At 37.3% G+C, this 25,964-nt stretch carries 24 protein-coding genes; 11 read left to right on the top strand and 13 right to left on the bottom strand.

Annotated features, from left to right (window positions below):
* Positions 1 to 7 precede the first annotated feature (7 nt).
* Genes HQN83_RS00405 through HQN83_RS00395 form a run of 3 tightly spaced genes read right to left on the bottom strand, consistent with a single transcriptional unit; the run spans position 8 to position 6,139 of the window.
* Positions 8 to 1,222, bottom strand: a complete 1,215-nt coding sequence (locus HQN83_RS00405; protein ID WP_173087477.1) for a BT_3987 domain-containing protein — start codon at positions 1,220 to 1,222, stop codon at positions 8 to 10.
* Positions 1,223 to 1,242: 20 nt separating this feature from the next.
* Positions 1,243 to 3,057 (bottom strand): RagB/SusD family nutrient uptake outer membrane protein, encoded by a 1,815-nt coding sequence (locus tag HQN83_RS00400; protein WP_173087475.1) that lies wholly within the window; start codon positions 3,055 to 3,057, stop codon positions 1,243 to 1,245.
* Positions 3,058 to 3,088: 31 nt separating this feature from the next.
* Complete coding sequence (locus HQN83_RS00395; protein WP_173087473.1) at positions 3,089 to 6,139, bottom strand: SusC/RagA family TonB-linked outer membrane protein; 3,051 nt, start codon at positions 6,137 to 6,139, stop codon at positions 3,089 to 3,091.
* A 206-nt stretch (positions 6,140 to 6,345) separates the two neighbouring features.
* On the opposite strand from HQN83_RS00395, the gene HQN83_RS00390 reads away from it, so the two are divergent.
* Positions 6,346 to 7,095, top strand: coding sequence for a DeoR/GlpR family DNA-binding transcription regulator (locus HQN83_RS00390; RefSeq protein WP_173087471.1), 750 nt, complete (start codon positions 6,346 to 6,348; stop codon positions 7,093 to 7,095).
* Between the two features lie 66 nt (positions 7,096 to 7,161).
* Here HQN83_RS00390 and HQN83_RS00385 read toward each other — a convergent pair whose 3' ends face one another.
* The 6 genes from HQN83_RS00385 to HQN83_RS00360 all read right to left on the bottom strand — a co-directional run bounded on the left by HQN83_RS00385 (position 7,162) and on the right by HQN83_RS00360 (position 13,761).
* Positions 7,162 to 7,926: a hypothetical protein gene (locus HQN83_RS00385; protein WP_173087469.1), complete on the bottom strand. Its 765-nt coding sequence runs from the start codon at positions 7,924 to 7,926 to the stop codon at positions 7,162 to 7,164.
* Between the two features lie 120 nt (positions 7,927 to 8,046).
* The gene (locus HQN83_RS00380) at positions 8,047 to 8,406 is read right to left on the bottom strand and encodes a hypothetical protein (RefSeq protein ID WP_173087467.1); all 360 of its coding nucleotides are present in this window, start codon (positions 8,404 to 8,406) and stop codon (positions 8,047 to 8,049) included.
* A 29-nt stretch (positions 8,407 to 8,435) separates the two neighbouring features.
* Positions 8,436 to 10,856 (bottom strand): DUF5916 domain-containing protein, encoded by a 2,421-nt coding sequence (locus tag HQN83_RS00375; RefSeq protein ID WP_246254124.1) that lies wholly within the window; start codon positions 10,854 to 10,856, stop codon positions 8,436 to 8,438.
* Positions 10,857 to 10,927: 71 nt separating this feature from the next.
* Complete coding sequence (locus HQN83_RS00370; RefSeq protein ID WP_173087465.1) at positions 10,928 to 12,010, bottom strand: hypothetical protein; 1,083 nt, start codon at positions 12,008 to 12,010, stop codon at positions 10,928 to 10,930.
* 63 nt (positions 12,011 to 12,073) lie between these two features.
* A complete protein-coding gene (locus HQN83_RS00365) occupies positions 12,074 to 12,595 on the bottom strand; it encodes a hypothetical protein (protein WP_173087463.1) in 522 nt (173 codons plus the stop codon).
* Entirely contained in the window at positions 12,592 to 13,761 is a 1,170-nt protein-coding gene (locus tag HQN83_RS00360; protein WP_173087461.1) for a hypothetical protein, read from the bottom strand. The genes HQN83_RS00365 and HQN83_RS00360 overlap by 4 nt, the downstream gene beginning before the upstream one ends.
* A gap of 94 nt (positions 13,762 to 13,855) precedes the next feature.
* Between HQN83_RS00360 and HQN83_RS00355 the strand changes: the two genes are divergently transcribed.
* On the top strand, positions 13,856 to 14,614 hold the full coding sequence (locus tag HQN83_RS00355; RefSeq protein ID WP_173087459.1) for an alpha/beta hydrolase: 759 nt from the start codon (positions 13,856 to 13,858) through the stop codon (positions 14,612 to 14,614).
* Positions 14,615 to 14,626: 12 nt separating this feature from the next.
* Here HQN83_RS00355 and HQN83_RS00350 read toward each other — a convergent pair whose 3' ends face one another.
* The gene (locus tag HQN83_RS00350; RefSeq protein WP_173087457.1) at positions 14,627 to 15,655 is read right to left on the bottom strand and encodes a glycoside hydrolase family 18 protein; all 1,029 of its coding nucleotides are present in this window, start codon (positions 15,653 to 15,655) and stop codon (positions 14,627 to 14,629) included.
* An 86-nt stretch (positions 15,656 to 15,741) separates the two neighbouring features.
* Positions 15,742 to 16,473 (bottom strand): tetratricopeptide repeat protein, encoded by a 732-nt coding sequence (locus HQN83_RS00345; protein WP_173087455.1) that lies wholly within the window; start codon positions 16,471 to 16,473, stop codon positions 15,742 to 15,744.
* 113 nt (positions 16,474 to 16,586) lie between these two features.
* Between HQN83_RS00345 and HQN83_RS00340 the strand changes: the two genes are divergently transcribed.
* The 8 genes from HQN83_RS00340 (at position 16,587) to HQN83_RS00305 (ending at position 23,501) form a co-directional block, all read left to right on the top strand.
* Positions 16,587 to 17,843 (top strand): hypothetical protein, encoded by a 1,257-nt coding sequence (locus HQN83_RS00340; RefSeq protein WP_173087453.1) that lies wholly within the window; start codon positions 16,587 to 16,589, stop codon positions 17,841 to 17,843.
* Positions 17,844 to 17,904: 61 nt separating this feature from the next.
* A complete protein-coding gene (locus tag HQN83_RS00335; RefSeq protein WP_173087451.1) occupies positions 17,905 to 19,815 on the top strand; it encodes an ATP-dependent DNA helicase in 1,911 nt (636 codons plus the stop codon).
* Positions 19,816 to 20,526, top strand: a complete 711-nt coding sequence (locus tag HQN83_RS00330; RefSeq protein ID WP_173087449.1) for a DUF92 domain-containing protein — start codon at positions 19,816 to 19,818, stop codon at positions 20,524 to 20,526.
* 20 nt (positions 20,527 to 20,546) lie between these two features.
* Positions 20,547 to 20,786: a hypothetical protein gene (locus HQN83_RS00325; protein WP_173087447.1), complete on the top strand. Its 240-nt coding sequence runs from the start codon at positions 20,547 to 20,549 to the stop codon at positions 20,784 to 20,786.
* Positions 20,787 to 21,054: 268 nt separating this feature from the next.
* Positions 21,055 to 21,444: a hypothetical protein gene (locus tag HQN83_RS00320; RefSeq protein WP_173087445.1), complete on the top strand. Its 390-nt coding sequence runs from the start codon at positions 21,055 to 21,057 to the stop codon at positions 21,442 to 21,444.
* Between the two features lie 83 nt (positions 21,445 to 21,527).
* Complete coding sequence (locus HQN83_RS00315; RefSeq protein ID WP_173087443.1) at positions 21,528 to 22,091, top strand: hypothetical protein; 564 nt, start codon at positions 21,528 to 21,530, stop codon at positions 22,089 to 22,091.
* Positions 22,064 to 22,873, top strand: a complete 810-nt coding sequence (locus HQN83_RS00310; RefSeq protein WP_173087441.1) for a sensor histidine kinase — start codon at positions 22,064 to 22,066, stop codon at positions 22,871 to 22,873. The genes HQN83_RS00315 and HQN83_RS00310 overlap by 28 nt, the downstream gene beginning before the upstream one ends.
* The gene (locus tag HQN83_RS00305) at positions 22,866 to 23,501 is read left to right on the top strand and encodes a response regulator transcription factor (RefSeq protein WP_173087439.1); all 636 of its coding nucleotides are present in this window, start codon (positions 22,866 to 22,868) and stop codon (positions 23,499 to 23,501) included. The genes HQN83_RS00310 and HQN83_RS00305 overlap by 8 nt, the downstream gene beginning before the upstream one ends.
* Here the strand turns inward: HQN83_RS00305 and HQN83_RS00300 are convergent.
* On the bottom strand, positions 23,496 to 24,863 hold the full coding sequence (locus HQN83_RS00300) for a PhoPQ-activated pathogenicity-related family protein (protein ID WP_217277281.1): 1,368 nt from the start codon (positions 24,861 to 24,863) through the stop codon (positions 23,496 to 23,498). The two genes, HQN83_RS00305 and HQN83_RS00300, sit on opposite strands and share 6 nt — an antisense overlap.
* Positions 24,864 to 24,984: 121 nt before the next feature.
* Here HQN83_RS00300 and HQN83_RS00295 point away from each other — a divergent pair, with 121 nt between their 5' ends.
* Positions 24,985 to 25,356 (top strand): iron chaperone, encoded by a 372-nt coding sequence (locus HQN83_RS00295; RefSeq protein ID WP_173087435.1) that lies wholly within the window; start codon positions 24,985 to 24,987, stop codon positions 25,354 to 25,356.
* Between the two features lie 7 nt (positions 25,357 to 25,363).
* On the opposite strand, the gene HQN83_RS00290 is transcribed toward HQN83_RS00295, so the two are convergent.
* Complete coding sequence (locus HQN83_RS00290) at positions 25,364 to 25,831, bottom strand: rhodanese-like domain-containing protein (RefSeq protein WP_173087433.1); 468 nt, start codon at positions 25,829 to 25,831, stop codon at positions 25,364 to 25,366.
* Positions 25,832 to 25,964 lie beyond the last annotated feature (133 nt).

Here is a 25,964-nt window from a genome sequence, read left to right as displayed (position 1 = left end):
CTAATTCCTATTTCTTTAAAGGCCATAAACCTTCAGGGTTAAATTTATATCGCCACAAGTCTCCGTTCGTATCCAATGCAAGCAGATCTGTACCTGCTGTAATTACCTTAATATACATATCCCAACCTGTTCCAATCTTTTTTCGTGTTCCAAATGTACCATCATCTGTAAGTGGATATTGCCACATATCGCCGTTATTTTCAATGGTTATCAGTGAGTTTTGGTAAGGGAAAATATGGGCTAGCCCACCCCAACCGCTACCAATCTGTCTGATGTTGCTATAATCAAAATCACCATTGCCATTTAAGGGATACTTAGTCATATCACCATTGGCACCTATCCCTAACAGAAGTCCCTTAAATGGCACTATGGTAGAGATTACCCCCCAGCCCTGACCAACTTCACGTTGAGCACCAAATACGCCATCCTGACTAAGGAAGTACTGGTTAATATTACCTCCACCACTGGCAAATCTGGCGATTAAACGGTTTCCCCCAAAGGAGAATACTTTATCCATCACATTCCATCCGGTACTGATGGTTTTAGGTGGGGTAGCAAATTGTCCACTAGCTACATTGGCCTTATAAAATAACAAATCGCCAGTTGCCGGATCTTTGCGCAAAAAATCTCCGTTAAAGTCAACTAAAAACGAACCTGCATCGGCACCCATTGAAAGCACTTTCTCACGGGGAACTTCTCCCGGAGCGTATGAACCTGTAAACACGAAATAAGTAGTGCTAAGCTCTTTGTTTAAATTAACATCTGTAGATGTCGAAATACTTATGGGAAGCAGGTAGCTTTCAAATGCTTCTAGAAACCCCTTGGTTTTAATTGCCAATTTAAGAATTCCCGTGCCTTGTGAACCTTTAGAGATCACAGCAGACGAACGCTCTAGTGTATAACTTCCTTCAGGCATTAGGATATAAGTGGTGTTGTTTTTCTGATTATAGGCTGCCACCATTTCAGGAGAAACCTTAAAATTCACAGAAATATCGGTCTGAGCAGTTAGTGGGCCACCCAAATGAGCTGCATAAGGCACCTCATAAACCTGATCGGTGATGCTGATTCCCATGCTAATTGGATTGTTTGCTGCCTGCGACATGTATAGCTGAGCATAATTGCCCGCTTCAGGGATGTCCAGATCTACCAAAACATCCTTATTGCAGCCAGACAGGAATATAAAAGCACTTAGTACTATTGAAGTTAAATTTATCTTGTTCATGGTTTTATATTTAAGAATCATTACCAGCCTGGATTTTGAATAATATTAGGAGTCTTATCAATTTCACTTTGAGGGATTGGGAATAAATAATGTTTAGGTCCTTGAAACACCCTCTTTTCAACTACGGTACGTTTATAATAAGCATCATCCTGCAGGTTATTTCCTGCACTAATGTTCATTCCATAGATTGCCCCATTATCAGTTTGGGTTGCTATTTTCCACCGATGGCAATCAAAATAACGATGTGTTTCATAACTCAGCTCCACACGACGTTCATTTCTTATTCTTTCTCTCATCTGATCGGCATTAAGACCCGAAGGAAGTGCAGGCATACCAGCTCTTTCCCTTATCAGGTTCATATACTTATAAACATCAGGTACAGGTCCATCCGATTCATTTAGCGCCTCAGCATAATCAAGATAGAATTCTCCAAGTCTAAAAAATATCCAGGTTTTAAGAGAAAACCTACCTTGTGCAATATTGGCAGTTGGATCTATAGATTTTTTAAGCAAGTAGCCAGTTGTATTGTAGTCCCTGCCTGCATTCCCCCTTCCGTCGGCACCGGATGACCAGAACTCCAGACGACGATCGATAAAATAAGCTCCATTGAAATTGATGGAAGCATAAAACCTGGGATCCCTATGTACGTACATATTACTTACCCCTTCCATCCAACGTCCGGCCATTGCAGTATTTGTATATCCTGCCTCAGTATATCCTGATCCCTGATTAATAATTGGCGACCCGTCGTTGTTATAACCTAGAACCGAGACTTTTCCATTATCCATTTCGTAAGCATCCACCTGTTGCTGTGTTGGATTATACCCGTTCCAGCCACCAAGGCTTCCTGGAAAAGCACATTTCTCGGCCATCCCCGGATAATAACCACCAATATCTGGTGTCGTACAGTTGCGGGCAAGAATTACTTCTACGTTATTATTTTCCAGAAATATTTGCTGATAATTCTGTACTGGATCGGCATACTTTTTAAAGAGCTGATATCCTGCAGCCTCACATTTATCGATGCATTCTTTGGCTGCTATAGCTGCCTGTTTCCATTTGTCCTGCTGATACTGTGCAGGAAATAGATTAACTCCTTCTTTATCGCTGAAACCCGCATAATCAGAATTACCATTCCATAAAGGACTAGCAGCGTATAAAAGCATCCTCGCTTTTAGGGCTAGAGCTGCAGCAGCGGTAACCCTTCCAATATTCCTGTCTGAGGTAACTTTCATTGGCAACAAAGCAATAGCCCGGTCGCATTCTTTGGAAACGAATTCGATACACTTATCAAGCGGCTGGCGCTTTATCTTAGTAAAATCATCGGCTACACCGGCATCATAATCCATAATTGGTATTGGACCATAGATGCGCATTAACCAAAAGTGATAGAAAGCACGCAAGTACACAGCCTCACCAATCCAACGATCCTTATCTTGTTGTGTAAAATCCTTACCAAGTGGAGTCTTATCAATATGCTTAAGAAAAATATTCGCCTTACGTACGCCTTCATACATATTGCGCCATTGCTGACTGGCCACATTGTAGGCATTCCAGGATCCTTTATTCATCAGCTTTGCAAATTTCTCTGGCCAAGGCACATTCATCTCATCGGATGCGACAACAAATGGATTAGGATCCACCATGTCTGTAAACCAGTTTTCAAGAGGAAGATCGGCATAAACATCCGATAAAAAAGCCTCAGCATACCTACGCTGAAGAAAAGCTTCTTCAATGGTAATGTCCTCTTCCGGACTTTTATCCAGAAAATCTTTTTTACAAGATGAGAACATCAGAAGCTGTACTAACAATAATCCACAGATTAAATATTTCATGTTAATTTCTTTTATTACGGTTGCTGTTATACTATTTAAAATCGATTTGTAAGCCTGCGTTGAATGATCGCTGTAAAGGATAACCACCAGTTCCATCATTAGATTCAGGGTCGATGATCTTAATGTGATCCCAGGTATACAGATTCATCCCGTTCACAAAAAACCTGAGAGAACTGACTCCTATCCTGCCAGACAACCGCTGAGGTAAAGTGTACCCTATTTCAAGATTACGTAACCGGAGGTAATTTCCATTCTTCATCCATGTGGTAGAATTCAGGAAATTATTGGGATTATTACCCACATCAATAGCAGGATATTCCCCATCTCTGTTCTCGGGAGTCCAACGATTGTTGTAATATTCAGTAAGAACATTATTTACGCCTAAGCCATCATAAAACGGCCACATAGACGTTCCACTTAGGAAAATACTTGATTTGGCTGCCCCTGTAAAGTACAGGCTGAAGTCAAAACTTTTATAAGAAATGGTACCGCCGAAACCGAATGTCATTTGAGGAAGACGCGGATAGCCGACCGGAATTTGATCATAGGAATCAATTATACCATCACCGTTAATATCCTTGTACTTAACATCTCCTGGTCTTGGGATAGAAAAACTCTGTTTTGGGCTTGTTGCAATATCCTCGTCACTTTGAAACAGGCCTTCTGAAATGAAAGCAAAATTCTGATTTAATGGCAGCCCCTTGCCAGACAGATAAGAATATCGGCGCGTAGGCTCATCATTTTCTATGATGGTATTCTTTGCGAAAGTAAAATTACCACGCAAAGAATAGAAAAACCCACCAGATGTAGTATTCCGCATTTCTATTAATCCATCTATCCCTTTGTTTTTAATAGCTCCTATATTTCCATAAGGAATAGACCATGGAAAGAAACCAGTTACATAAGGTACCGTTTGGCGTTGCAAAAGAATACCGGTACGGTCTTCATCAAAAGCATCAACCTGTATTGTTATTTTGTCATCAAAGAAACCTAAATCCAAACCAAGATTCCTTTTGGTTGCACGTTCCCAGGTTACATCCTGATTACCGATCTGATTCTCTTCCATTCCATAAAAGAGCTGTTGATCCGGACCGAATGGGTAAGACTGTCCAAGGGTTTTTACTGTACTTAAGAATAAAAAGCGTTGATTGATTTGATCATTCCCTACTTTTCCAAAAGAGGCTCTAATCTTTAAATTACTTATTGAAGGTACATTCCAGAACTTTTCATTTGATACAACCCATCCTGCTGAGAACGCAGGAAAGAAACCAAATCGCTTACCTTTTGGAAAATTCTCAGAACCATTGTACCCAAAATTAACCTCAGCCAGGTATCGGTTATCGTAATTATAGGTAACTCTACCAGCCAATCCCATCCTACGGAAAGGCAGATTGGAAACTGAGTTACCGGCCGTAAGATCTACATAATCTCGCTGATTGAACAAAACCATCGAGGTAAGATTATGTTTTTCAAAAGAACGCTCGTAATTCAACTGAGTTTCCATGTAGATCGCTCTGTTACTTCCGTTTTCCGTGAAATAACCCAGTGGTTTTTCTTCTCTAAATGGGGCACTATATAAATCTTCTCCGGTATCGGGATCTTTACCGAGGTATCGTTTTACCTCAAATTCCTTTATCCTTACATTATTTGTCTGACTATAGCGGTCATAGGAAAATAAGCCTCTCAATGACAATCCTTTTGTAACCAGTTCAGACATGTCCCATCTAGCGGCAAAGGTCCCCTGTAAGGTACTCCTATCTTGTGTGCTATAACCTGACTGAGAAACCCTTCCCCATGGATTCCATCCCACAAAAGTTTGGGCACCACCAGGTGTTCCATCAGGATTAGTAACTGGGAATGCAATTGGTGATATAACTTTTAAAGATTGGAAAATATCTGGAGCTGAGAATCCCGGGTAATTACCATTCTGAATAATACCGCCCAATCCAAGTTGCATGGTAAGGCTTTTTGAGAGATTCAGATCGACATTGCTTCTGAAATTGTAGCGTTTTATATTGGCATTTGTATTAAATTTATTGGTAGCATCTTGTTTATAAATCCCATTTTGAAGTGTGTAACCTACATTCGTATAGTATTTAATGATCTCGTTACCACCAGTTACACTAAGATTGTTGATGGTTTGCCAGGTATCTCTTTTCAATACTGCATCAGTCCAGTTTGAGTTAGGGTACAGATAAGGGTCTGATCCATTGCCAAATTTCTCAAGCTCTTCCGCTGACCATCTCGGTTGTTCACCTGAGAACACTCTTGCCTCATTCATAAGTGAAGCATATTGTTGTCCATTAATATATTCAGGTAATCTTAAAGCATGCAAAGCTGCAGCTTCGGTACGGAAGGTTACGGCAGGTTTTCCTGTAACTCCACGCTTGGTACTGATAAGAATAACACCATTAGCGCCACGAACCCCATAAACCGCAGTAGCAGAGGCATCTTTTAATATGGTGAAACTCTCTATCTCCTGCGCATTGATATTGTTCATATCACGCTCCACCCCATCTATCAATATCAGCGGAGCATTGTTTCCAAAAGTAGATAATCCTCGTATATAAACTTGTGCAGCATCATAACCGGGCTCTCCACTTGCTTGACGAGTAATTATTCCTGGCAATTTACCTGCAATTGCGTTAGACAATGCTGGCGTTGAAACCCGCTGAATTTCTTTAACAGAAATTGAAGATAATGAACCCGTTACAGAAATCTTCTTTTGTGTACCATAACCAACTACAGTTACCTCATTCAGCTTATTCTCCTCGTCAGGTTCTAGCTTAACTTTAAGCTCCTGTAATCGACCAACCTTAATGGTTTTGTTTTTATAACCTATAAAGGAAAACTGAAGAGAATCCTTCTCAGCAGCCACCGAAAGAGAAAACTTGCCCTTTTCGTCAGTAACAGTTCCCTGTGCACTACCTAGTAGCCTTACAGAGACCCCAGGTATGGGTTCATTTTTTTCATCAACTACCTCACCTCGGATGATGCGGTCGGCAGATTGAAGTGGCCAACTTTTGGCTTTTGCATCTGCTACCAGGAACAGAATGATCATAAATGCTAAAATTTTATTCATACAGTTGTTTGGTTTAGCTATATTGAAAACGCAAAAAAGCAGCACAAAAGAAGATAAAACTGATTAATGACTTATCCAAATTGATCAAATCAACCTATTTGCGGTTTTTATGCGTTTTATTACACAAGTATAACCGCAAAAAAAATAACATCCAAATATTTAACAGAAAAAAAAATTACTTTTGTCAAATCCGTTAAAAACTGCATATGCGAAAAGAAGAAAGACACAAGCTGATTATGAGGGAAATCAACCTCCACAACAAGGTTCTATCTGCAGATTTGAGCACCTTACTAAACATCTCCGATGACACAGTTCGACGTGATCTAAAGGAGTTAGCTGAATCAGGCAAAGTACTAAAAGTACATGGAGGTGCTGCGAGCAAATCTTTTGTTGCCCCCTTTAATTTACAAAACGAAGTATATGCGCTTGCAGAAAAGAAAAAAATCGCAGAAAAGGCACTCAAGTTGATCAAAAACGACATGGTTGTCCTTACTGAAGGCGGAACAACTATCCTGGAACTGGCTAAAATGATTCCAAAAAGCTTAAAGGCAACCTTCTTTACTGTTAGTCCTCAGGCAGCAATAACCCTATCAGAGCACAGTAATCTAGAGGTGATTACCATAGGTGGAAAGCTCAGTAAAAACGCAAACCTGCATACAGGAACGAGTGTTATTAACCAACTATCTGATCTTAAAGTAGACCTTTGCCTGCTTGGCGCGAATGCATTTTCAGCTGAGGAAGGCCTTACAGACATGGACTGGGAGATTGTACAGGTTAACAAAGCTATTGTAAATGCTTCAAGAAAAGTTGCGGTTTTGGCTATTGCGGAAAAACTGAATACCTCTCAACGAATAAGGATCTGTCCACTTAACCGAATAAATTACTTAATTACGGAACTACCTCCAGAAAGCCCTTTCCTTTCCAATTTTAGAAATGACGATTTGAAATTACTTTAATAAGTACTCTAGTTACTTCTGGTAAACAGATTTCAAAAGTAACTAGAGTATTATCTTTAAAGATTACTAACGATTGTAAGCATCCACGGCACTCTCCAGGTGACGCGAACCTGATAATTGTATAGAATACCCTCCGGCAGCAAAACCAAGCCCAAGCCCCAGAAACACTAAGCTAGATGTAAAATTGGGCCCTTTTGTGTTCATATCAAAACCTTGTCCACCAAATCCCTCACGTTCGAATTTTGCTTTTTGTCTAGCACCTTTAGCTATAAAAGAAAATATTCCTGCCACAAGTGATGCTCCTGCAGCTGCATACATTATTTTACTTGTATTCATACTCCTTCTATAACCTTGCAGAAAATCCATGCTTTGGGCATTATCTGCCATATCATTTTTCAAATTATCGTAACTCACCTTCTTAAGGTTATTAAGTCCCTTATTATAATACATTCGAAGGTTAACTGCAGGCTCTCTTCTACCGCTATATCGGTACTCCCTCCCATACATAAACTGGTCGTATGGAACCTCTTGATAAACATTAATCTTGCCTTCTACAATGCGCTCAGAAAATTCGTTACCACGACCAAAGCTGAGCCTCCCGCTATTAGCAAAGAAACCATCTTCATTACTAAAGAACTTTACCAGTTCCGGCCTAAACCGTTTGGAATCGGCCTGCAGTTGCCAGTTACCTGAGAAATTTGGTCGTAGTCTAACCCTATCAGCATAAATCACAGAGTCAGAATAAAGGTGGAGAAAATTTCGGGATTCGTGCTCTTGAGCACGGGAAGTCAGGCCATAACAAGCCAAGACAACCATGAGTAGTTTTTTCATAGCAGTTTACATTTGTGTGTAATCAATACTACACAAATAGAACCCAAAAGTTGCTTTGTAAACAATAAAATACATTAAGTCCGGACTATTTATTTCATAATCGAAATTATGCCCGAGTTTTTAGAAGGTTGATACTTTTTCGGTTCGTTCGTGACGTAAATTCCCTAAAACAAAAACACAATGAAAGTCGTAAGCACGAAACCCTTCATTCTTAACAAACACTTTCATTCTTGGTTTAATCGCCAAAAATAAGGAAGTACAATACAACTCGAAATTATTCAACACAAATTTCTTTTGGTAGTCTAGAGACAGCCCATTGAAATCAAAAGTTAAAGCCTTGCTATTTAATACGATTAAATGATCAAAACGAGTCAAAGCTTTACTTAAATGCTTGTTTTCCGTAATCCAACCCAACATCAAGCGGTTAAATGAGAAAATTTGTTCTTCTGATAGCTTCACCATAACCACAAAACTACTCAAACTTATGTTATTGAGATTTTTAAGGAGCTCTATTTTCTTTTCTTGCGGAGGTTTAGATAATCGATGTAGTATAAAACCTTTACAGACAGACTGGTATTTTGCGGTGCAGACAGAATGTTTTCCAAATTTCTGTTATATCGTTGAGTATAAAAATTATCATTTGTTTCGGCAGCTTGCTTATAGGATAAAGTCATTTCACTACCGGGAGCAAATTGCCATGTATAAATTAAATCGACATTGAAAACATTGTAATTTCTATCAGTTCCAGTTAGTGGCTCTCCCTGATAAGCAGTTAATGTTCCTTGATTTGTTAGCAGATAAAATTCTTTATTTCTCCTATCACTCCAATAATGTCGAACCACCACCGACACTCCCATTTTATTACTGAAAGAGTATTTTGCATCAAAAGAATTTTCGACTGTGTTCCGGTTATAACGAGAGAAAATAGCCTGATCTCCATGTGCCTTAATCCAGCTCACGTAATTGTAATTTGGATTAAAATTCAAATCCAGACCGAAAGCAATTCTATCATTTAGTCTTAAGTTTTGGAAGAAATAGAAGTTATACTCCTGTCCATTAAAAAGTTCCCTTCTAAAGTATTTTACATTTCCACCAAAATTATATGCTTTGGCCCTATTTGGATTTACATAAACTGATGCGCCGAATTTAGCAGGAGCTTTATACACCTGTCCATTTCTGGATTCATAGAAATCATTCCCTTCTGCACCATATTCCAAATCCGTTTCAACCGACCAAAAGCTTTTAAATTGCACCCAGGATCCAGTAACAACCCCAAAGCGCTGATAGTCGCCTGGATTAACGCGCCTTGAATATTCTATATTAAACCAACTTTCCAATTGATTGTACCATGAAGTGGGCTTATAATTATTATATCCAAAACTTAAATGCTGGTCTAAAAAATTATTATTCGTAAAGAACCCCATATCAGACTTATCAAATTTGTCATCAGCGTACACTTGATTATAACTCCACCTGAAATTTCCGCTTTGCTTACCTCCTTTGAATTCATAATTGAATCCTGTACGACTGCCAGCCCCTTTTATATAACTCATTTTACCTGCCCCATTAAAAAAGTAAACGTTCTTCTTATCATTAAGGTTAAATAGCAAAGCGCTTACATTGGCGTCATAAGCAGCACCTTGCCTTAAAACATTGGTATTGATAAAAGTTGCAGAACTGTTGTTTTTTAGAGATTGATCGAGCACCAGGATATTGTAGTTAGTTAATGGTTGAGTCTCGATTTCTTGTATGTTTCCATCCTGATCTTTAACCTCAGTTTGCATGGCTTTAGTGATGGCATTGAAAACACCAATACCCAGTCCCCCTGCCGTACGTCCGGAGATTTTGGTAGCATTTAATACTTTGGCTTCACTTTGATCTTTAATGATTGTTTCAGAACTGTTTACTTTAGAATAATCGTAGTATTTTGGAATGGAGCCAATGCGCTTCGAATAAAACAGATCACCTTTGTTAAACAACTCGGTTCCTTCAGTAAAGAACTGTCGGTTTTCATTAAACTTCACTTCAAATGGTGTTAAATTTAGGATTCGGTTATCGGATTGTACTTGTCCAAAATCTGGGACCAGCGTCATATCCAATGTAAAACTATTGCTAATGCCATATTTTACGTCCATACCTCCATTAAAACGCGCTGTTGTATTTTTTATTCCGGGAATATTAGCGGGATAGTTATTTACATAAGCAGAAAGATATGGGGAAAAGGACAAGCGTAAGGGAGGTTTTATATCCTTAACTCCCATCCACAGCCCCTCCTGATTCATAAAACCATTCACATTTGGACTAACAAAATTCCAAAAAGTCTGCACATTGGACCGTTGTATACGACGGCTAAAGTTTAAGCCCCAATTTTGAATATCCTTTGCCGAAAAACGCAAAGCAGAGTAAGGAATTTTCATTTCGCAAGTCCATCCTTTATCATCAATTTTCACAGCACTCTCCCAAACAGCATTCCAATTAGGATCTTCATCACCAATTTGAGAATACTTAGCATCGAACTGAACCCCCGCAGCGGTTACAAAAAAACCATTCCCGTTCATCTTATCGTAAAATGGATCGAATACTATAGAGATAAAATCAGCATTACCGATATTATCGCGAGAGACCAATTCGTGGGAAACACTATCAGGATGATCATACATTCGGGCATAAACGTAAACCGCGGCATCATCGTACAACACCTTCATTTCTGTGCGTTTGTCCTTACCCTCTACTCTACCCGGTACAGGTCTGATTTCAAAAAAATCTGTAGCTATTGGAACATTAACCCAACAATGGTCATCAAGAATACCATCTATTTTTGGACTTTCAGCGGTTCTTACAGCTTGCAACTGTTTTTGCACTGAAGGATCCTGAGCCTGACACATCAGACCATATACAAACAAGAAGAACAGAATTAGGTAAGGTTTCATTTAAAGCGATTAATGTCAATAAGACACCGCTCGATTATAAATGTTGCATCACTACCTATCTGTATGCCATATTATTTGCAATACCTACTCCGCGCATCAATCATCATCGGACTTCGATCTCCAAGTTCGTAGCCAAGATTTAGATCCGCACAGATTTTAATCAAATCTTCAGATGGTATTGGCACATTATCTTTAGCGACCAAAATGGTAACTTCCTTTGATTTACTTAGTGTTCTGCTATCCTTAAATTCAAATTTTCTTAATCTTGCAAATGCGCGATTACTAATTGCTTCCTTATACAAAGGTTCGAGCTCAATGGCTTTATCAAAATCAGCAATAGCACTGTCAAAATCAAAAGAATTAAGCTTAGCAGTCCCTCTACTGAAATAAACATCTGCATAATCTGGGTTTAAGATAATAGCCTCATTAAGCTTCTTAATACCCCCGGTGTAATCATACGCTTTCATCAGAACTATTCCTTTGCTAAATAATTCATGAAACTTCTTCTCTTCCTTAGAGAGTTCCTGCTTCTTATTTACAAAATTAGATTGTCGTTTAAGCTTACCAGTTGAATAAAACACCTGCCATAAACCAACCTCTTGCTCATTATCAAAAGATCCTTTTTGTTTGAGTTTACCATTTATAAAGTATTCTTCACTAGGACCATCTTCAATTCCTTTCTTATAAGAATAAAAATATCTTTTATTTCCATTTGGATAATAAACAGTCCGAACTCCCTCGACAAAACCATCCTTAAGCATGCCTTCACCCTGTATGTGACCGTTCAGAAAATAATCAATAAATCTACCTGAAAAAGGAGTTTCAGAGTCCTTCAAATACCATGCACCATTAACTCTTTTCATATTCTTTGTAGTCGAAATGCGTTTTATTTCATCTGTTCGGGTTGCATATGATTTGGTAATTACATAAATGATTTTATCCATCTTTCCTTCGTATCCAGCTGTTTTTATACGATCCGGATTAGTTACGACTTCTAATTTTTCAATATCATTTTCTTCAAGCTGATCATTTTCATCAGGGTCATCAACAATAACAACACTATCAACTATATAAAGAATTCGTTGGCTATTCTCTTGAGCACTTAATGCAGAACAAAAGAACAGAAAAAGGAGTGTTGATATTAGTTTCTTCATTGAATGAGATTTGTTAATTTATCTTCCAAAGATATAAATTCCCATTCTTTAATATAGCTAACTTTACAAAGGCTTCCTTGCCTGCACCTTGCGTCTCATTGTTAACAAAGAAATCAGAAAAACCAATATGGCAAATCCAATTAAACCAAACTTTACTGAGGACAGCCAATTAGTTGCCCAGTATTCGGACTCCGCACCTATATGCTGAAAATTATGTAGAATCCTAAAGTTCTCTATAAAATCTAATAGCCCTGCCAATACAGTAATAAAAAGATTAAAACGTAACAACTCATTAAACAACATTCTCTGCTCCCGCTGCATTTGCCAGTTGGACATTGAAATGATGAGCGATACATAAGTGAAAATAAAAAGAAAATCTAATCTGGTATGATTGCGGGCAACATCCAGCAGTGTTAACTCTCCATAATGACATTGATGCCACTCTTTTAGAATTTGCACACCAAGTTCAGTATTTGCCAATTCAAGATGTACAATGCCATAGTTACTGTTTTTAATTAGTGTATGATCCTGAAAACTCAAAATCGAAACCACAATAACAAATATAATCCAGAGCAAGGTTTTCATATTTTTTCGATTGAAGGAGGAACCTCATAAACCAATCCATTTGTGGATGGTACACCATTAATACAGTCTATAAATACTTTCCCAACCTTCCTGAAATTCTCAGGCAGCGGATGGAGCTCATCTGTCCAGCCATGTCTGCCAATTGCACCTCTGGAGTCTATATGAAAGACGCAGTCGTAACCAACTATCTCCTTAAAAAATTGTCCTGTTTCAATCATCATTTCATTAAAGAGATAGATCATGGAATACATGATATCCTCTTGTGTATTAGAATCAGAAATCCCCCTTAAATCCAATGGCGTTTTCAACCAGCTGCCATGTCCAAGAAACATCCTTGCAAACGGCCTGTACCAACGCCAGGGCTTAAACCCGAAGCCTAATTTCCTACTTGGTATTACATAATCATAGCCCTGAGTGATGATCTTGATATTTGGAAATTTGCCATTGGCTGGATTTCCAGTTCCGGAGGTGAGGATGCCATTAAAAAGATTGTAATATTGAAGCTGAAAAAACATCAATAATGCGAAGAAGTCTTTAGATAGAAATTTAAGCCCTCTATTGAACTTGTGCGGATCAAATTCTGTTTTGGATTTCCGCATCACTCCCTGAGCCCAGGGACTATTGATGAATTCATCCGATTCTCCTTTCGGATCCACCATGGCTGCAATTCTATTACTACCTACCAAATCGTTCCCACCTCCACTTATAATGAATACATCAGGATGCATAGTTGAAAGCTGCTCAACATACCTTCTCGCACTAAGCATGTTCAATAACCAATCTCCACCGGAGGCCAGACTATAAACAGCCATATTCTTCTCCATACCTATCCAATCTATCACATCACTCAATAAAATCGGATAATTAAACCAGGAATCTCCTTCTACAAGTATTACTTTATTGCTTGCATTTTTTCGAAAACCACCCTTAATTTTGCTTAGGAATTTACCATTACGCTGGCTGTTTTTTACTGCATCAATTTTTGCCATTAAAGGTCCTAGTGCCGCAATCTTCCTAACCTGTGTATCATTTAGATCATATATTCGTTGAATAATGAGAGATAGATCCTGCTCATTAACGGCTGCTAGAAGCGAGTGAAATCCCGCAAGGGAGATTCGATTAGCAAGCAATTCCTTAATGAAAACTTCCTTTAGTGCCGGCGTCATACCAGATGGTTTAAGCTAATCTAATTTACCATAATTATTTCAATTAAGATATTACTATATTTAGATTCAAACTACTTGAATCTAAACGCAAATCATGACCATATTTCTCAAAAAACCGTTCTTAATCATTGCTTGCTTTTTAAGCGCATTCATCTCAAGTACCACCATAGCACAAGAAAAACCTGTTTACGTAATAGTTCATGGTGCATGGGGTGGCAGCTGGGCTTTTAAAAACGTTGATGAAATAATGTCCTCCCATGGAAATACCGTCTACAGACCGAGTTTAACCGGACAAGGTGAACGCGTACACTTAAGTTCTCCCGATATTGACCTGAATACACACATCAAAGATGTAGTTAATCTGATACTCTATGAGAATTTAAAGAATGTCATCCTGGTTGGTCATAGTTACGGCGGCATGGTAATTACAGGAATTGCCGATAGTATCCCCGAACGAATCAAAAAATTAGTCTTTCTTGATGCAATTTTGCCTAATGATGGGCAAAGCTTAGCAACATCCAGAGGAGATAATGCCAACACCCCTAAGTTTACATCAACTAATGGATTTATGGTTCCTCAATGGGTTAAGCCAAATCAGCCAGCTCCAAAAGATGTACCTCAATCTGTTAAAACTTTTACGCAGCCTGTTTCAAGAAAAAATCAAGCTGCGTTAAAATTACCGGCAACATACATCTTAACTGTTGAAGATACTGCTAAACCAGAAAAAGATGATTTTTACTTCTATGGTGAAAGAGCCAAAGAAAGAGGCTATAAATACCTCCTATTCAAATCTGATCACAATCCACAGTTTAACAAATCTGCAGAACTAGCTGAAGTACTCGAGAAAGAATAGTAATAAACGCAGTTATTTTCCTTTAACTCCTGAATAAACTGCGTTGCGTAATTCTCCATCTTCGGTATCTGCTGTATAATCCCAATACATGGCACCCAACAGCCCCTTATCCAATAGATAAGTACATTTTATAGCTATGGATTGCGGATTTTCATAAGTTAATACAAATTCACCTGCATCGTTAGTCAGATATGGAGCTTTAGCTACATCATCCCATTTTTTGGTATAACCATTTAGTTTTACAATGTCTTTGTAATCTATGTACCAGGCAATGTCGCCTTTTCCATGCCCATAAAAAGGAATACCAAGAACTAACTTATTGGCCGGAACACCTGCATTTAGATGTGCTGTAACCCCTTCATCAACACTGATATCCTTAGTGTATTCTGAGTGATAAAGTCCTGCATGATGATTGGGAGGAGTTCCCATATCATAAGTCATTACGTTTACAAAATCTACTATTGGTGTTATGGCCTTAAAATCGATGTATTTTGCATTTGAAACAGAGGCTAGCGTAAGTAGTTTTTTCTTGCCAATTTTATTTCTGATCCCCGACATCAATAAAGTGTAGTTTTTGGTATCATCAGGGGAAGAAGATATTCCAGCTTCTGAACTAGTTGGATATTCCCAGTCTATATCTATTCCGTCTAAATTAAATGCGTTTACTACGCGTTGGCAATCCTCTACAAATTTACTTCTATTTTCTTCTGACGCAGCCATTTCACTGAATCTACCGCTCTTCCAACCGCCTATTGAAAGCAATACTTTTAGTGCAGGATACTTTGCCTTTAATGCCGTTATATCTTTCAAACGACCTTCATTCTCAATAGTCACTCCATCGAATGTCTTATTTACATGGCCAAAAGCATAATTAATATGAGTTACAAGTTTTGGATCAGGTAAAACCTTACCCCACGATGTAACATAAGCTACAATTACCTTATTCTTAGTGCTTTTTTTAGGGGTTTCTTTTTGCTGGGCATTTGCTGTACTTAATATTGTTGTAAGTAATGCTCCCGCAATGATGTAAATAAGTTTCATGGTTAAATTGGTTTAGGTGCCTAAATTTAGAAAAAATGACAAGATATTGTAGTTAAAGTAGTTAAAGATCATTCAAAAAAGTCACATTACTTCTTACCACACAGTTCTTGAAGGGCTGTTTTAAATTCTTTGGTAATAGGCTTACCTCCAAGAGTATTGCATTCATCATAATATTTTAATGCATTTTTACAATCCTTTTTCATAAGATAGACCACAGATAACTTGAACAAAGTATTCTGATTTGTAGAATCTATCTTATACGACTGGTTTAATAAATCCAGAGCTGCAGACAAATCTTTTGGATCATTGCTAGTTGGAAATTTAGCAAAATAGATTGTTGCTTTGTCGGTAAGTATGTTTGAACTATTAGGGTTCAAAGTAAGTCCTTCATTCAATTGTTCCATTGCCATTTCGTGATTCCCAAGTGTAAAGTAAACAGCCGAATAGCCCCAGAATACATTTTCATTTTTAGGTTCTAGTAACCAGGCTTGATTAAACCTATACATCGAAGTTCTAACATCCCCCCTATAAAGATAATCAAAACCTAATTTTACAAGCACCTCTGATGCCTTATGATGGCTCCCCTGTTGCTTCAGATAATCATCGATAAGCCGTTGATCTGCTTCTTTTTGTTCCTCTGATTTAACGGCATTACCAAACTTAGGGTTTAGTCTAATATTTGACTCAGCTTCTTTCTTCCAATCCTCATAATTACTAATTCTCTCAGGCAATTCGGATTTAATACTTGTAGGCTGTTGAGCATAATTGCATGAAGTAATTGATAATAAAATTAATGCTACTATTATAAAATGTTTCATTAAGAGATGCGTTGAATTATTATTTGACAAAAAATACGATTCTTATCCAGCAAGATAACAACTATTTTCTTACTTTAACGATTGCTTATTGTAATTACAACCGAACACAAACCATGGCCAAATACGTCTCTCTCATTTCAACCAGATTCCTGTTTTTACTTTGTTCTTTTTTTGTCTTATGCTTTAACAATGGAGGTTTACCATTTCTATATTATATTGAAAGATACACCACACCTGTCCTTCAATCTTTCATTCCATGGTTTGCCGCAAAATATTTAAATCTTCCGGAACCAATTACTGTTTTCACCAATGGTAGTGGAGACACAACGTACAATTACGTACTATTGCTCTGTGTATTATTGATAGCCTTATTTGGAACATTTATATGGTCGATTTTAGATAGAAAAAGAAAGAGTCACGACCAACTTTTTTACTGGCTTACCGTTTTGCTTAGGTTCTATGTAGGTTTTATGTTAGTCCACTATGCTATTGCTAAACTCAACGAAGGCCAATTCCCTTCCCTCTATCTTAGTCAGCTTTCAACTACTTATGGAGAGTCTTCCCCAATGGGCCTTGCCTGGAGGTTTTTAGGATTTTCTGAAGGCTACAAATGGTTTATGTTTACAGCCGAATTGATGGGTGTTTTATTGTTTTTCAGAAGGACTGCTACAATAGGTGCTTTCCTATGCTTAATGACCTCAGCAAATATTATGGCCATCAACTACTTCTTTGATGTACCTGTAAAAATTATAAGCACAGCGCTTGTAGTCATGTGCCTAATCATACTGTCGCCTAATATTATAAATCTGATTAGATTTTTCTTTAAAGGTGAACTTGTAAAACTAAACCAACTAAAGGCTCCTATTTTTAAAGCGAAATGGGTACGTATTTCCAAGTTGGTATTAAAGTATGCCGCAGTATTATTGTACGCAGGAGCAGCATTAACTATGGCATTAAAAACTGCCTTGTTTGACAAAAAAGTTGACGATAAATCGCCTGTTTACGGAGCTTACAAGATAGAATCTTTAAAAACAGAAAAGAAAGATTCAATTCCGGATAGCTCTTTTTTAAGTCGCAAGTGGAAGCTTATGATATTTGACAGAAATACCTATGCACAGATTCATTACAATAATGATGAAACTGCCTGGTGTACCTATGGAGTTGATTCTGTATCCAAGTCTATCAGTATCGCTTTCACTGACGATCCAAAAGTAAATTACACGCTTAATTACAAATTTGCCGACAGTAATAAACTGATCCTTTCAGGGAATTTATTTGGTACACCAGCTACGATCATTTTAAATAAACAGAAATACATACTTACAGAAAGAAAGTTCCGCTGGATTAATGAGCATCCTTATAACCGATAAAGGTGGCTAATACATTTCAACATTAGGTTAAACAGCAAAAAAAATCAATTAAATTTGCCATATGAGTAATGGCGGTTTTTCTAATTCAATTTTCGACAGCGTTTTATCTTTTATTGACTATACCAATCAGAATATCTTTCTGACTGGAAAAGCCGGGACAGGAAAAACAACCCTACTTAAGCGAATTAAAGAGAGTAGTTCTAAAAAAATGGCTGTGGTTGCTCCTACCGGAGTTGCCGCAATGAATGCAAAAGGAACCACAATCAATTCCTTTTTCCAATTGCCTCCGGGCTCTTTTTTTCCAGGCGACATTAGTTTGGAGAACCTACAAGCAGGTATACTTTCTATTCAATCTATGGTTTCTGATTTAAGTTATACCAGAGATAAAATAAACCTGTTTAATGAACTGGAACTGCTTGTTATTGATGAGGTATCAATGGTGCGGTGCGACTTACTTGATGTAATAGATGCTATCCTGAGATCTGTCAGAAAAAACACCATGCCTTTTGGAGGTGTTCAGCTCCTGCTAATTGGCGATTTATATCAGCTGCCACCTGTTACCAAAAGAGAAGATTGGGCTTTTCTAAGCCAAGCATACCCATCTCCTTATTTCTTTGATGCACTTGTAGTACGCAGAAACCCACTTTTACAAATAGAGCTTACCACTGTATTCCGACAAACGGAACCTGAATTCATCAATATTCTTAATGACATCAGAAACAATCAAATTAGTGAAAGTAGTTTGAATCTTTTAAATAAAAGATATGATCCTCAGTTCAGCTCAACCGATGACCTAAATCCTATTATCATTACCTCACATAATGCTGAGGCAAATACGACTAATAAAGGAAAACTGGATGAACTTACTGGTGAGGAATATACTTTTGAGGGTGAAATTAGTGGAGAATTTAGAGATCTTGGCCTGCAGGCAGAACAGACACTAAAACTTAAAGAAGGTGCTCAGATCATGTTCATAAAAAATGATACAGGTGATGATCGGAAATTCTACAACGGAAAAATAGGAAAAGTTAAATCCATTAAAGATGGTCACATTTACATCTCCTTTCCGCAAGAAGATGATCTGCTTTTAGAAAAGACATCATGGCAATCTTTTGAATACAAGGCCGACCCTGAAGAGGCTATTGTACAACAACAGGTTGGAGAATTTTCGCAATATCCAATCAAACTAGCATGGGCAGTAACCATCCATAAAAGTCAGGGATTAACATTTGACAATGCTGTAATTGATGCAGGAAAATCATTTGTGGCTGGTCAAGTATATGTGGCTTTAAGTCGTGTAAGGACATTAAACGGGCTAATTTTAAAGTCCAAAATCAGCACAGAGAGCTTACGATCAAATACTGAGGTGATCAATTATATGAAACCTGCCAAAGAAGAAGAATTAGATAGTATTCTGATCACAGAACAAGAAAAATTCATCTTGCAGGTGGTACTAAACCATTTCTCGTTTAACCGAATACTTAGTGGTTTGGAAACTATCAGTTCAAATTCTGAGATCATTAAATCACACCTTCCTGAGTTTAAATCTTTACTCTCGCAGTTGAATAAGTCGACCGTCGACCTAATTGCTTTATCAGACAGATTTCAGACACAGGTAAAACAGTTGCATAAACAAGCTGGTTTTAAAGATCAGCAGTTACTACAGGATAGAATAGAATCGGCATTGGCTTACTTCGGTAAGGAAATAACCATGCAACTTCTTAATCCTGTAAACAAAAACATAAGAATTAAGCCTAAAAACAAAATCCAACAGCAAATCCAACACTTGTTACAAAAATTTAGACAAACAATTGAAGCAAGGATTTCCCAAATACAATATGCTTCTGGTTTATTAAAGGAGCCAATTAAACCTGAAGATTACCTTACCTGGATTGGTAAACATAAGGCAAGAACCAGTACTAAAACTAGTTCTTCTTCAACAGAGCCAACGATTAACTTGCAATTGTTTTAAATGAACTTACTTGTAATTGCGATCTTACTTATTGCCATGATGGTAATATGTGTAAGAGCCAAAAAACTAACACTTCCGGCATCCATTGCTGCAGGGCTCATTGGTTTTTTGGTATACATTGGTGCTAAAGAAAAAGGCATTCTGATGCTTGTTACCTTTTTTATTCTTAGTGTATTAGCAACATCACATAAAAAGTACCTAAAAGCCAGATATCATCCAGAAATTTCAGAGAATAAAGGAAGAAATATCGGGCAGGTGTTTGCCAATGGAGGTGTTGCTGCGATACTCGGCTCTTTGGCAATTGTTGACCAGAATCATTCAGAACTCTACATTTTGATGATGGCAGCAAGCTTATCATCTGCCCTTGCCGATACCCTATCCTCTGAACTGGGTATGATCTATGGAAGTAGGTTTTATAACATCCTAACGTTAAAAAAGGAGGCCAATGGTTTAGATGGTGTTGTCAGTATTGAAGGAACACTTATTGGCGCTTGTGGTGCTTTTGTAATTGCTTTCATTTACGGTGGTTTTGATAAAAAATGTCTTATTGTAGCTGTAGCCGGCATCCTTGGTAATCTTATAGATTCCATACTTGGAGCTACAATTGAGCGAAAAAATTATGTAGGAAATAATGTGGTGAATTTTCTAAATACACTTCTGGCTTCAATACTTGCTATGGTGCTATATTGTGTTTTTATTTCCCTAACTTAGCGGCCCCAATTAAAATCATTATGGCAGTATTACATAGAAAAGAAGAGAAAATTGAAGCAGTGTTAAGTAAACTTCCTGAGGGCTACACAGACAAAGACTTTGTGGACATGTTTATTAAACTGTATTCTAAAGATTGGGGTAAAATAAAAGCGAATTATATTAAGCAATCTCAAGACAAGGAACCGGGCACAGTAATTAAAATGCCTAAGCCGGAGCTTTATTTAAAGCATCTGTTGACTAACTTTCTTGAAAATAATTAATCTGTAATCCCCCATACAGCTATGGTTGTTACTGCCACACGAACTCAGATGTGACAGTAAAACCAAGCTTTGCAAAGAGCGTACTACGCATTTCTTTTGAATTTTAACCAGAACCAACCACTGAGAACAAAGTTCAAAAACGTAAAGCACATTAAATCCCTGTTAAAAACGGTAATACTCATAGTGTTTTAAACATAAAATACGTGAAAAACACCCTATGCTTTTAAGCTGAAGAAAGAATAAGTTTACATAAACAAACTATAAGATTATGTCAAACGAAAGCAAATCACAATTTTCAGTGGTCTTTTTTAACCAGGAAGTTCCATACGTACTCGCTGATGCATGTATCAATGAGTACTTAAAAGTACCGAATACTGGTCTTCTTCCAAGAACAGATTACATAGAATTCACTAAAGATCCATTGAATGACTGGATGGATAAATTGAGCGCAACTACTGATTATAAAACGGTAAGAGTATCATTAGGAATTTATACCAAAGAATTAATCACTCATTTTAAAGCAGATCCTAAATTGATTGGCAGAGTAACAGTGTTTTTCATGCCATATAATGGTGCAAATGCAGCTGAGATTACATCTGGTGTTGACAAGCTTGGAGGCAAGGCGAATCCATATAACCTGGGAGAAATTCACCCTTAATGAAGTTAAGCGTACAACATTATTTCGAATTTTTGAGTTTACTGGTGTCCTTAATATACATCAAAAAGCTCAAAAGTTCTTTTATGATTTCTTTTGTACCATACCTCCTACTGGTTCTTGTAATTGAGCTGGTGGCTAAGTACTTGTATGTAACCCATGCACTTAGCACGGGCTGGATGTATAATATATTGAACCTCATCTCCCATTTTTTTTTCGCTTTCATCTTTTATCGGTTCTCTACTGCTAAAGAGCACAAGCAAACAATTATTTTGCTCACATCAACTTATATCATAACATCGTTAATCTATTACACTTACACCTCCTTCGCTTTTAACAACTACATCATCGCTTACGGTGGAATTATCCAGGTTATCTTTGCATGCCTACACTTTTATGAATACCTGCTTCACGACAATTACGTAAAAGAAAAACACTATTCAGCTGGATTGTGCATCGCATCAGGTGTTCTTATCTTTTATTCAGGAATAACCATTTGTCTTTCATTGTACAATTACATTCTGTTAAATCATCTAATGATTTTTAACACGCCTTTGTATAATATAATTCCGCGTTATCTTAGTATAATTTTGTATAGTTGTATATCAATAGCGCTTATCGTATGGAGAAAGCCAATGACGACATCGTAGTTGCGATAATTATAGCGAGTGTTGGCGCAGTGGTACTTGCTGTGTTTACTTTGCTTTTTTTTCTTGTCTTTGTACGCAAAAAACGTATTCTTAATAAAAAAAAGGAAGAGTTAACGCGCACCTATGAAAAACTAATACTACAAACTAAATTAGAAATCCAAGAACAAACATTAACCAATATTAGTCGCGAAATCCACGACAATATAGGCCAGGTGCTATCATTTGTTAAGCTTTCCCTTGGCACTGCTACCAAAATGAATAATGGAGATCAGCAAGAAAAGATTAATGAGAGTGTTCAACTTATAGGTACTGTAATTAACGACTTAAGAGATCTATCAAAAAGTTTAAGCCTCGACAGAATAAAAAAAGAAGGACTTTACCAAGCCATAAAGGACGAGGTAGAGCGATTAAACAGAAGTGGTATTATCTGTGCTCATGTTGATTTAAATGGCGCGCCCTTTAAGTTTAATGTACAAACCGAGATGATTCTGTATAGAATTTTTCAGGAAATAGTGAACAATACTTTAAAGCACGCTGAATCAGAAACCTTAACTATCGACTTGACATATTCCTTAAATTTATTTACTTTAACACTGGAAGATAAAGGAAAGGGATTTAATACTGTTGAATTAACAAAATCCAAAGGTCAGGGGCTAGAGAATATCAAGCAAAGAGCAGCACTAATTAATGCTGAAGTTGCTGTAAATAGCACTATAGGCTCAGGTTGTTTAACCAGTATAACATTAAAACACATTCAAGAAAACATTACCTCTGATGAGTAAAACATCGATTGCTCTTGTTGATGACCACCGTCTTTTTAGACAGGGAATTGCTTCGTTAATTAGTACCTTTTCAGATTATGAAGTTCTATTTGAGGCCGGAAGCGGCGAAGAATTCTGCAATAAAGTAAGTCAAAAATTCAAACCAAAAATTGTACTGCTTGATTTAAACATGCCAACCTTAAGCGGTCAGCAAACATCAGAATGGATTAGAAAAAATCACCCTGACATATACATCATTGTTCTCTCGATGGATGGCGATGCAGAAACCGTCATTTCAATGATAAAAACAGGCATAAAAGGATATTTGCTTAAAGATTCCGATCCATTGGAATTTAAAACTGCACTAGATGCTGTTACAAACGACAATGTGTACTTCCCTCCTTTTGCAGCTCGATATATGGCCGAAAGTTTCAATAAACCTGCTGAAAATATAAAACTAAACAACAGAGAAAAGGATTTTTTAAAATTGGCAAGCTCAGAACTAACTTATAAAGAAATCGCCGATAAAATGTGTGTAAGCTCCCGAACAGTGGACGGCTACCGCGACACCTTATTTGTTAAACTAAATGTAAAAAACCGCGTTGGCTTAGTATTGTATGCCATTAAAAACAAATTGATAGAGCTATAATAGCTTTTTATCATCTGTCATAAACACCCTTGTACTTTCCATATATTCGCCACCTTTTGAGTCTTTATACTTTAAATTGATATAAAAAGCCCGATAGCCTGAAGCTGGATAGAGTTCAAGGGCACTAATTTCCGATTTAGGCTTAACATCTAATTTCTGTGATTCCCACTTGTCATTTCTAAAATCCAAATCGGGAGAATCAGCGTGCCACAACGTGACATCAATGAGTTTGTCAGCGGTTGTTTTAATATTAACCTTCACTCCTTTATCTGTTTGAGAAGATTTCCAAATACATACAGGATAAGAAGATTTAGACATGGTAAGGCCAAAAAATGAACTTAAAGTTGTCATGGCTTCTTTTCCGTCACCAAGGCTATGTCCCACATTTGGTATGTAGTGAATTAGATTTTGTCCGGGAATACTGTCGTAATAATTCTTGATATTATCAATTGGCCAATACTCATCATTTGTTCCCATTACTATCATTTTAGGCATTGTCAATGCTTTTCGATAGGCATACGGATCAATCATAGTAGTCAAATCATTGCTACCACTAGTTCCCAAATCCTGCACAAGACCCAGTTTAACATAATCTTCAATTTGAATACTGTAATCCTTCCAAACTTTGATCTGATAATTCATGCTCACAGGCATGTTTAACATATCAATAACCATTGGTGCTATGGCTGTTACCCGCTTATCTACCGCACCGGTAAGCCATGTTGTCCAACCACGTTTAGATGCACCCGACACAACAAACCGATTAATACTATGACGCAATTTTTGCTTTGAAAAATCCTGAACAGCATCCATTGCACTCTTTGCCGATTTAACCATAGGAAACAATAATGGCCAACTGTAATCGCCATCTTTCTTGTAATTATGAAGCGTATAAGATATCAAAGCGTCCTCCGTCAAATCACCATAAAGAGGTTGGTTAGGAGTTTGCTTAAGTACAGCAACAACAGCGCTATTTTCTTTGGCTATAGCACTAAAACTTCTCACCAAACCATCTCCTTTGTCACTCCAATTTGGCAATCCCTCTTTATTGATGCTTCCACCTGTAATAAATAACAAAGCGCCATCATGCTTATTTTCTTTAGGCACAATTATACTCAATTGGTGAGTCCAGGTGTATTCTCTCCATTTTTGCGAAGTAAGCAGAATGCTGTAAACAGTAACATCCTCAAGACTATAAGAATCCTTTATCTCCCATTTATACGTATTGTCTCCGTTATTCAAATAGCGAGATAACGCATTTTGAGGTGTTGTAACTGATGGTATTATTGCTGTTTGAGCATAAGTAAACAACGTAACAAAGCATAAAAACAGCGTAGAGGCGACAATTCTTTTCTGAAACATTTGCATTCATTTTATACCCTAAGATAACAAATATAAAGGCACAAATTTTTATTTGTATTTTTGATTACAGACATTTAACCAGATTTTAACACAATGTGTTTTAACCATTTAATTTATTGAAATGAAAAACAATACGGTTATTGATGAATACATTTCTGCATTCCCTGAAGAGGTTCAAGTTAAACTTCAAGAATTTAGAAAAACAGTAAATAAAGCGGCTCCAGAAGCAGAAGAAAAGATTGGATATGGTATCCCTACTTTATTTTTAAAAGGAAATCTGGTACACTTTGGCGGATTTAAAAACCACATTGGCTTTTACCCCGGTCCTGGCGGCATCACAGAATTTAAAGACCAGTTAGCTGATTACGAATTATCTAAGGGAACAATAAAGTTTCCTCATAGCAAGCCGCTACCCCTAGACCTAATTACTAAAATAACTCAGTTCAGGGCAGCGGAAAATCTTAAAAAAGCTTTATTAAAGAAACAAAAATAATTAAGGCCTATTTAACAGATGTAGCTAACGGATACCCCTTGCTAATCCATTCTGTTTTCAAATTAACCGTTAAATTAAGTAAATAAGCTTTTGTAAATTTTTGATCCTTTAAGACCTGAAAGGCAGGTCTGATGTTAGGGCATTTATCCATTGGGCAGCAACCGCAATAGACTACAATTACTTCATTTTTTGGAAGCCCCTTTAATACTTTACTCAGCTTTTCTACATTCAGCTTTTCGCTTGCAGCACCTAGATGCGTGGCTCCTTTAATATCCTCAACTACACCAATATTGTAAATACGTATTTTCTGCCCTTTCTCAATCATATTGGCTAAAACAGAGGGTTCCATAAGTTGAGCTTTAGTCCATGGATTGCTTTGCAATTGAGCCGACGGAATTTGTTGTCCCTTAGAAAAATTTGCGTTAGCTATCAAAAAAGACAGTATAGCAATTGTTTTGAAAAGTAGATTCTTCATGTGTTTAAATTATTTGGCCAATTTAATGATAACTCTTGTAAACTTTAAGCTTTCTGGCCTATAGCATCACTTTGTTACTTAGCCCTCTTGACATCCTGCCCTTATATCATTACTTTTAGCTATAGTAATTTCA

The organism is Pedobacter foliorum, assembly GCF_013266735.1.
Taxonomy (GTDB): Bacteria; Bacteroidota; Bacteroidia; order Sphingobacteriales; family Sphingobacteriaceae; genus Pedobacter; species Pedobacter foliorum.
This window is presented reverse-complemented; position numbering and strand designations above follow the sequence as displayed.

Bases quoted from the DNA above. Each gene is read 5' to 3' on its own strand.
- HQN83_RS00405 (WP_173087477.1), bottom strand. From the start codon at position 1,222: ATGAACAAGATAAATTTAACTTCAATAGTACTAAGTGCTTTTATATTC.
- HQN83_RS00400 (WP_173087475.1), bottom strand. From the start codon at position 3,057: ATGAAATATTTAATCTGTGGATTATTGTTAGTACAGCTTCTGATGTTC.
- HQN83_RS00395 (WP_173087473.1), bottom strand. From the start codon at position 6,139: ATGAATAAAATTTTAGCATTTATGATCATTCTGTTCCTGGTAGCAGAT.
- HQN83_RS00390 (WP_173087471.1), top strand. From the start codon at position 6,346: ATGCGAAAAGAAGAAAGACACAAGCTGATTATGAGGGAAATCAACCTC.
- HQN83_RS00385 (WP_173087469.1), bottom strand. From the start codon at position 7,926: ATGAAAAAACTACTCATGGTTGTCTTGGCTTGTTATGGCCTGACTTCC.
- HQN83_RS00375 (WP_246254124.1), bottom strand. From the start codon at position 10,856: ATGAAACCTTACCTAATTCTGTTCTTCTTGTTTGTATATGGTCTGATG.
- HQN83_RS00370 (WP_173087465.1), bottom strand. From the start codon at position 12,010: ATGAAGAAACTAATATCAACACTCCTTTTTCTGTTCTTTTGTTCTGCA.
- HQN83_RS00365 (WP_173087463.1), bottom strand. From the start codon at position 12,595: ATGAAAACCTTGCTCTGGATTATATTTGTTATTGTGGTTTCGATTTTG.
- HQN83_RS00360 (WP_173087461.1), bottom strand. From the start codon at position 13,761: ATGACGCCGGCACTAAAGGAAGTTTTCATTAAGGAATTGCTTGCTAAT.
- HQN83_RS00355 (WP_173087459.1), top strand. From the start codon at position 13,856: ATGACCATATTTCTCAAAAAACCGTTCTTAATCATTGCTTGCTTTTTA.
- HQN83_RS00350 (WP_173087457.1), bottom strand. From the start codon at position 15,655: ATGAAACTTATTTACATCATTGCGGGAGCATTACTTACAACAATATTA.
- HQN83_RS00345 (WP_173087455.1), bottom strand. From the start codon at position 16,473: ATGAAACATTTTATAATAGTAGCATTAATTTTATTATCAATTACTTCA.
- HQN83_RS00340 (WP_173087453.1), top strand. From the start codon at position 16,587: ATGGCCAAATACGTCTCTCTCATTTCAACCAGATTCCTGTTTTTACTT.
- HQN83_RS00335 (WP_173087451.1), top strand. From the start codon at position 17,905: ATGAGTAATGGCGGTTTTTCTAATTCAATTTTCGACAGCGTTTTATCT.
- HQN83_RS00330 (WP_173087449.1), top strand. From the start codon at position 19,816: ATGAACTTACTTGTAATTGCGATCTTACTTATTGCCATGATGGTAATA.
- HQN83_RS00325 (WP_173087447.1), top strand. From the start codon at position 20,547: ATGGCAGTATTACATAGAAAAGAAGAGAAAATTGAAGCAGTGTTAAGT.
- HQN83_RS00320 (WP_173087445.1), top strand. From the start codon at position 21,055: ATGTCAAACGAAAGCAAATCACAATTTTCAGTGGTCTTTTTTAACCAG.
- HQN83_RS00315 (WP_173087443.1), top strand. From the start codon at position 21,528: ATGATTTCTTTTGTACCATACCTCCTACTGGTTCTTGTAATTGAGCTG.
- HQN83_RS00310 (WP_173087441.1), top strand. From the start codon at position 22,064: ATGGAGAAAGCCAATGACGACATCGTAGTTGCGATAATTATAGCGAGT.
- HQN83_RS00305 (WP_173087439.1), top strand. From the start codon at position 22,866: ATGAGTAAAACATCGATTGCTCTTGTTGATGACCACCGTCTTTTTAGA.
- HQN83_RS00300 (WP_217277281.1), bottom strand. From the start codon at position 24,863: ATGTTTCAGAAAAGAATTGTCGCCTCTACGCTGTTTTTATGCTTTGTT.
- HQN83_RS00295 (WP_173087435.1), top strand. From the start codon at position 24,985: ATGAAAAACAATACGGTTATTGATGAATACATTTCTGCATTCCCTGAA.
- HQN83_RS00290 (WP_173087433.1), bottom strand. From the start codon at position 25,831: ATGAAGAATCTACTTTTCAAAACAATTGCTATACTGTCTTTTTTGATA.